Genomic DNA, 5,767 nt, shown 5'->3' with positions numbered 1-5,767 from the left:
GGTGGCAGGGTCGCTGCTCACCGTCGGCCCGGAGGCTCATGTGCCGTGCGAGTACTAGGAGATCACCGGGTGGGTGTTCACCAGGTAGTTCCCGTTGAAGGCCGCCGCGTCGTTGACGTTGATCAGACCGAGGCAGTTCGCGGCCGTGGCCTTGAGCGTGCCGGTTCCGTTCAGGCCCAGGACCCAGGTGGTGTTGTTGTAGGTGCCGTTGACCGTGCCCGCGAAGGTCGCGGTGCAGCCCACGCCGGAGATCTTCGCCGAGACGTTGCTGACGTTGCCGGTCACGATGCTGCCGCTCTTGGACGTGGCGTTGATGTTCCACGGCGAGACGGCCATCGTCACGGTGAAGCTCAGCCCCGCCAGGTTGCAGCCGGTGAAGGTGATCGAACCGATGGTGCCGACCGTGTTGGTGGTGCTCGACGCCAGGTTGCCGGTCGCGGTGCTGGACGTGCAGTAGAGGGAGGCGAGCGGGACGCTCAGCGTCGGGCCGGAGGCGGTGGCGGAGTAGGCGCCGGACGGGGTGACCGTCCACGGTGCCTGGACACCGGCCGAAGCGGACGAGACGGTCATGCCGAGGGCGGCGCCACCGGCGGCGAGGACGACGGCGGCTCTGCGGGCAAGGGTGTTCACGATGGATTCCCTTCGGGGGAGAGTATCCCGATCCGGACATACTCGTCTCCGGAAAGAGGCGGTAATCCGGGGGGACAAGGGTGGTGTGAAGTGGCGGCCCGCCCTGACGGACCGCTCGACCGCTTGCGTTCGCCGATGACGCTACGGGCGGGTAACGTGCCTCCGCAACAGCCTTGCTGAAGAAATTCCGAAAGAGTGTTTTTCGGCCGGTCTTTTATTGGTCAGCGAGCAAGCGCCGGCCGAGCGCCTCCCGGTTCTTGTCGAGAAGTGAGCATTCGGGCGGTCCGCGAGATCGTGTCACCAGCCCCCACCGGGCCGACCCGCGCCCCCATTGCTCACAACTTCCCATGTCAGAGCGGGATACCGGACAGGAGGGGGCCCGGCCTGATGAGGCCGCGGCACCGGCGAACCCGTGAGCGATGATTGATGATTGATCGGTCCGACATCGCTCCCCGGGCGGAATTAGTACGGACCGTCGAGGAATGCGCACCACGCCTTCGGATCTCTCCCGTTCCGGTAAAGCACCGCGGAATTGTGGCTCGTGCGCGCTATCACGCGGGCGGCCGCGACATTCCCGCGCGAAGCCGCGTCCGAGCCCTTCCGGGAAGAGGACTGACGGATTCCGGGTCGTCAGTGGCTCAAAGTCGCCACCGGCATAGTCACTCCGCGTACTTCCCGTCGTCGCACCGGTGTCCACGCGCTCGGACGTGCTCTATGTTCAAGATTCCAATGGGTACGCACCTGGCGGCATGTGGGAGCGCTCTCCCCCTGCTCGCCGCCGTCGGGGCACGGGAGAGCTAGGGGTAAAGCAACATGCCGGCAGTCTCGCAGCCCTCGGACCTCGGGGAACCTCTGGGACCACTGCCCCAGGAGTTCGCCGCGATCGTCCGCCCCGAACTCCCGAGCCTCATCCGGGAGATAGGCCTGGAGGTCACCCGCGCCTACCCGGAGTACGCGCGGCTCTTCGACAGCCCGCACGGCGAAGGCATCCGGGTCGGCCTGGAACAGAGCATCTCCGTCTTCGTCGAACAGGTGGCGCGGCCGTCCGCACCCACCCCGTTGCGGGACGAGATGTGCCGGCGGTTCGGCCGGTTCGAGGCGTACGAGGGCCGGGGCCTCGACCAGCTCCAGGGCGCCTACCGCCTCGGTGCCCGTATCGCCTTACGCCGCGCGAAGAAGGTGGGACGGCGGTACAACCTCTCCCCCACCATGATGCTGACCTTCGCGGACGCCCTCTTCACCTACGTGGACGAGCTCGAATCCCTCTCCCGCGAGGGGTATTTGGAAGTCCGGGCGGCCACCGACGACCACGCCGAGACCCTGCGCCGCCGCCTGCTGCACCTGATCCTCACGGGCCGCCCGGCACCCCGCAGCGCGATCGCCGAACTCTGTGAGCAGACCGGCTGGACCATGCCGGAGCAGGTGACCCTGGTCGCCCTGCGCCCCTCCCCCGACCTGGGACGGCTCGCACTGGACCGCGACGTGCTCGCCGACCTGACGGACCCTCAGCCCAACATGCTCATCCCGGGCCCGATCGACGACGCGCGAAGACGCATGCTCGACCACGCCCTGCTGGGCACGCACGCGGCGGTCGGCCTCACCGTCCCGCCGTCCCACGCCCCGGACTCGATCCGCTGGGCCCGCAGGCTCCTCGAACTGGTCGACACGGGCGTGATCGACGACGCCCCGCTCATCCTGGCCGAGGACCACCTCATCACCCTGTGGCTGCTCTCCGACACGGCCCTGCTGGACCAGCTCTCCGAGCGCGAACTCGCCCCGGTCTCCGCCCTCAGCGCCACCCGGCGGGAGCGGCTGATCGAGACGCTGCGCATCTGGCTCGACACCCGGGGCACGGCGGCCCACATGGGCGAGCTGCTCGACGTCCACCCGCAGACGGTCCGTTACCGCATGCGCAGCCTGGAGTCCCTGTTCGGGCAGCAACTGGTCGACCCCGAGAGCCGTTTCTCCACCGAGGCCGTCCTGAGGGCGCTCCGGCTCCGCTCCCGCGGCGGGGACGGCCCCGCACGACGGTGACCACCACCACACAGCGCGCGGCGAGTCAACTTACCCCCGAGTAAGGGGAAATAGCCGGTCAGTCCCAAACGGTTGCGGCAACAAGACGTATCCGATGAGAAACCCGGACCCGTGTGCCGTAGACAGGGAGACGCTGGGCACCCTTCGGGGCGACCACGACCGCAGCGCCTCCTGCCGACCGACCGAGAGGGAACCCCCATGCCCGCCTCACATCTCCTCGTTCCCGTACCGATTCCCGACCGGGTCGCGGCGCTGATCGGCGCCTGCGTACCGGCCCACGTGCTGCAGGCCGAGTTCGACGCCGACTGCGCGGCCCGCGAGGTCCGCAGGTTCCGCGGCCCACTGCTCGGTGTCGAGGACCAGGCCGACCGCGAACAGGCGCTCTCCGATCTCGCCCGCGCCAACAAGGTGCTCGCCGCCCACCATCCGGGACTGACGGTTCGTCCGGGGCCTTGGCGCTGACGTCGGTCCACCGCGCGCGTCCGCACCTCCGCACATCCACACCCCCGCACCCCCGACCCCGCGCGACCGCTTGCGAACCGTGCGACGGCGGCCTTACCTTACTCAAAAGTAAGTTGACTCCAGAGTAAGGAACCGGCGTGGCCGACCACAGCAGCGACGAGCTCACGGAGGAGCTGTCCCGGCTCGACTTCGCGGCCGTCTCGCCCGAGGAGTTCGCCCGGATCGTCAAGGGCCTGTCCGTCAAGCAGCTCGACGAGGTCATGCGGGGCGCACTCCGCGAGCGGATACTCGGAGCGGTCTTCGACCGGATGCGCCAGCAGTTCCGGCCGGACGCGGCCGGAGGGGTCACGGCCCTGATCCGCTGGAAGGTCACCGGAGGGGCCGACGAGACCGAAGAGGTCTACGAGACGGCCATCGCCGACGGCAACTGCTCCGTCACCCGCGGCCGTTCGGCTGCCGAGCCCCGCACCACACTGGTGATGGCGGATGCCGACTTCCTCAAGCTGGTCTCCGGCAACGGCAATCCGATCACCATGTTCATGATGCGCAAGCTCAAGATTGCCGGGGACGTCGGTCTGGCCGCGGGCCTCACCCGCTACTTCGACATCCCGAAGGCGTGATCCGATGAGCTTCTTCTCCCTCGCTCTGACCGAGGAACAGCGGGATCTGCGCGACTGGGTGCACGGTTTCGCCGCCGAGGTGGTCCGTCCGGCGGCGGCCGAGTGGGACTCCCGGGAGGAGACCCCCTGGCCCGTCATCAGGGAGGCCGCCCGGATCGGGCTCTACGGATTCGAGTCGCTCGCCGAGATGTACGGCGACCCGACCGGCCTCTCCCTCCAGATCGCCAACGAGGAGCTGTTCTGGGGCGACGCGGGCATCGGCATGGCCCTCTTCGGCACCTCGCTCGCGGTCGCCGGGATCTTCGCCTCCGGCACCCCCGACCAGCTCGCCGAGTGGGTCCCGCAGTGCTACGGCGACCAGGACGACCCGAAGGTGGCCGCCTTCTGCGTCTCCGAACCGCAGGCCGGCTCCGACGTCTCCGCGATGCGTACCCGGGCACGGTACGACGGTGCCAAGGACGAGTGGGTGCTCTCCGGCCAGAAGGCATGGATCACCAACGGGGGCATCGCGGAGATCCATGTCGTCGTCGCCTCGGTCGAGCCGGAACTCGGCGCCCGGGGCCAGGCCGCCTTCATCGTGCCGCCCGGCACCCCCGGCCTGGAGGCCGGCCGCACCATCAAGAAGCTGGGCCTGCGCGCCTCCCACACCGCGGACCTGTTCCTGGACGACGTGCGCGTACCCGGCCACTGCCTCCTCGGCGGCAAGGAGAAACTGGACGCCCGCCTCGCCCGCGCCCGTGAGGGCGGTACGGCGAAGGGACAGGCTCCCAAGGGCCAGGCAGCGATGGCGACCTTCGAGGTCAGCCGTCCCACCGTCGGCGCCCAGGCCCTCGGCATCGCGCGCGCCGCGTACGAGTACGCCCTGGAGTACGCCGGACAGCGCGAGGCGTTCGGCCGCCCCATCGTGGAGAACCAGTCGCTCGCGTTCGCGCTGGCCGACATCCGCACCGAGATCGAGGCGGTGCGCCTGCTGATCTGGCAGGCCGCGTGGATGGCCCGTAACGACCGCACCTTCGACGCCGGCCAGGGCTCCATGTCGAAGCTGCGCGCGGGCGAACTCGCGGTGGCCGCCACGGAGAAGGCCGTCCAGATCCTGGGCGGCGCGGGGTACAGCAGGGAGCACCCGGTGGAGCGGATGTACCGGGACGCGAAGATCTACACCATCTTCGAGGGCACCAGCGAGATCCAGCGCCTGGTCATCGCCCGCGCGATCACCGGCCGCCACATCCGCTGACCGACCGGGCTTTCGGTGGCACGGCCCCGCCACCGAAAGCCCACCTCACGGGCCGGCGCTCAGCCGGCCGGGGTGAACCGCACCGGCGGGGACCCGGGCCCCTGTGTGAAGATGTCCCGCTCCACCGGGGCGAAGCCGTCCGCCGGGTGCGGGCCGCGCTCTCGTCGGATGCCGCGACCCGCGCCGACTCACCGGTGCGGAATCCTCGACCGCTCAAGGTCGGATTCTGCGGGCACACTCCACTCCATGACTACCTATCAAGGACCGGCCGCCGCGCTCATCGGCTGCGACGAGGTTCCCGTGACCGCAGACCTTGCCGCCCACGTCGACCGCGGCACGCGGTCGTGGGGCGGTTCCCTCGAAGCCGATCCTTCCGTCGAGTGGTTCGACGACGGGCCCGCCACCCTGCGGCTGCCCGATGGTCGCGAAGGGGAGTTCATCGCCACGTCCGGCAAGGCCGGTTCCGGAACCGTGGAGATCCAGGGGAGCGGCCCGGCTCCGTTCGGAGAGAAGTAGGCACCGGAGACCGGAGCGGGCATGCGCGTGCGTCGGCCGTCGTCGTCCTGCCGCTGACCGGACCTCGGGGCCCGATCCGGGCGCCGGAGCGAGCGGAGACGGGCGCCCCACCTCACGGCCGCCGATCCCCGGGCTTTCGCGTGAGATTGCCGGCCGCCGCATCCGCTGACCGACCGGGGTTTCGGTGGCCCGGCCCCGCCCCCCGAAGCCCACCACACCGGCCCGCGCTCAGCCCGCCCGGGGGTACCGCCCCCGCAGGGCCACCGGCCCC

The 5,767-nt window shown here is 70.0% G+C and carries 6 protein-coding genes; 5 read left to right on the top strand and 1 reads right to left on the bottom strand.

All coding sequences use genetic code 11. The annotated features are described in order from the left end of the window. Window positions 1–54: 54 nt before the first annotated feature. Complete coding sequence (locus ACFWEP_RS30470; RefSeq protein WP_387374893.1) at window positions 55–630, bottom strand: hypothetical protein; 576 nt, start codon at window positions 628–630, stop codon at window positions 55–57. 813 nt (window positions 631–1,443) lie between these two features. Here ACFWEP_RS30470 and ACFWEP_RS30465 point away from each other — a divergent pair. The 5 genes from ACFWEP_RS30465 to ACFWEP_RS30445 all read left to right on the top strand — a co-directional run bounded on the left by ACFWEP_RS30465 (window position 1,444) and on the right by ACFWEP_RS30445 (window position 5,496). After that, window positions 1,444–2,664, top strand: coding sequence for a helix-turn-helix domain-containing protein (locus ACFWEP_RS30465; RefSeq protein WP_387374891.1), 1,221 nt, complete (start codon window positions 1,444–1,446; stop codon window positions 2,662–2,664). A gap of 198 nt (window positions 2,665–2,862) precedes the next feature. Beyond that, the gene (locus ACFWEP_RS30460) at window positions 2,863–3,126 is read left to right on the top strand and encodes a hypothetical protein (protein WP_387374889.1); all 264 of its coding nucleotides are present in this window, start codon (window positions 2,863–2,865) and stop codon (window positions 3,124–3,126) included. A 137-nt stretch (window positions 3,127–3,263) separates the two neighbouring features. Next, window positions 3,264–3,746 carry an SCP2 sterol-binding domain-containing protein gene (locus ACFWEP_RS30455; protein WP_387374887.1) on the top strand — a complete coding sequence of 161 codons (483 nt, stop codon included), beginning with the start codon at window positions 3,264–3,266 and terminating at the stop codon, window positions 3,744–3,746. Between the two features lie 4 nt (window positions 3,747–3,750). Further along, window positions 3,751–4,980: an acyl-CoA dehydrogenase family protein gene (locus ACFWEP_RS30450; protein WP_387374885.1), complete on the top strand. Its 1,230-nt coding sequence runs from the start codon at window positions 3,751–3,753 to the stop codon at window positions 4,978–4,980. Window positions 4,981–5,226: 246 nt separating this feature from the next. Next, complete coding sequence (locus tag ACFWEP_RS30445) at window positions 5,227–5,496, top strand: hypothetical protein (protein ID WP_387374883.1); 270 nt, start codon at window positions 5,227–5,229, stop codon at window positions 5,494–5,496. Window positions 5,497–5,767: the final 271 nt, after the last annotated feature.

The organism is Streptomyces sp. NPDC060198, from assembly GCF_042728415.1.
GTDB lineage: Bacteria > Actinomycetota > Actinomycetes > Streptomycetales > Streptomycetaceae > Streptomyces.
Note: the sequence above shows the minus strand (reverse complement) of the source record. Positions and strands in the feature narration are given on the sequence as shown.

Excerpts from the sequence above, each read along its gene's own strand:
- ACFWEP_RS30460 (WP_387374889.1), top strand. The coding sequence starts at position 2,863 with ATGCCCGCCTCACATCTCCTCGTTCCCGTACCGATTCCCGACCGGGTC.
- ACFWEP_RS30445 (WP_387374883.1), top strand. The coding sequence starts at position 5,227 with ATGACTACCTATCAAGGACCGGCCGCCGCGCTCATCGGCTGCGACGAG.
- ACFWEP_RS30465 (WP_387374891.1), top strand. The coding sequence starts at position 1,444 with ATGCCGGCAGTCTCGCAGCCCTCGGACCTCGGGGAACCTCTGGGACCA.
- ACFWEP_RS30450 (WP_387374885.1), top strand. The coding sequence starts at position 3,751 with ATGAGCTTCTTCTCCCTCGCTCTGACCGAGGAACAGCGGGATCTGCGC.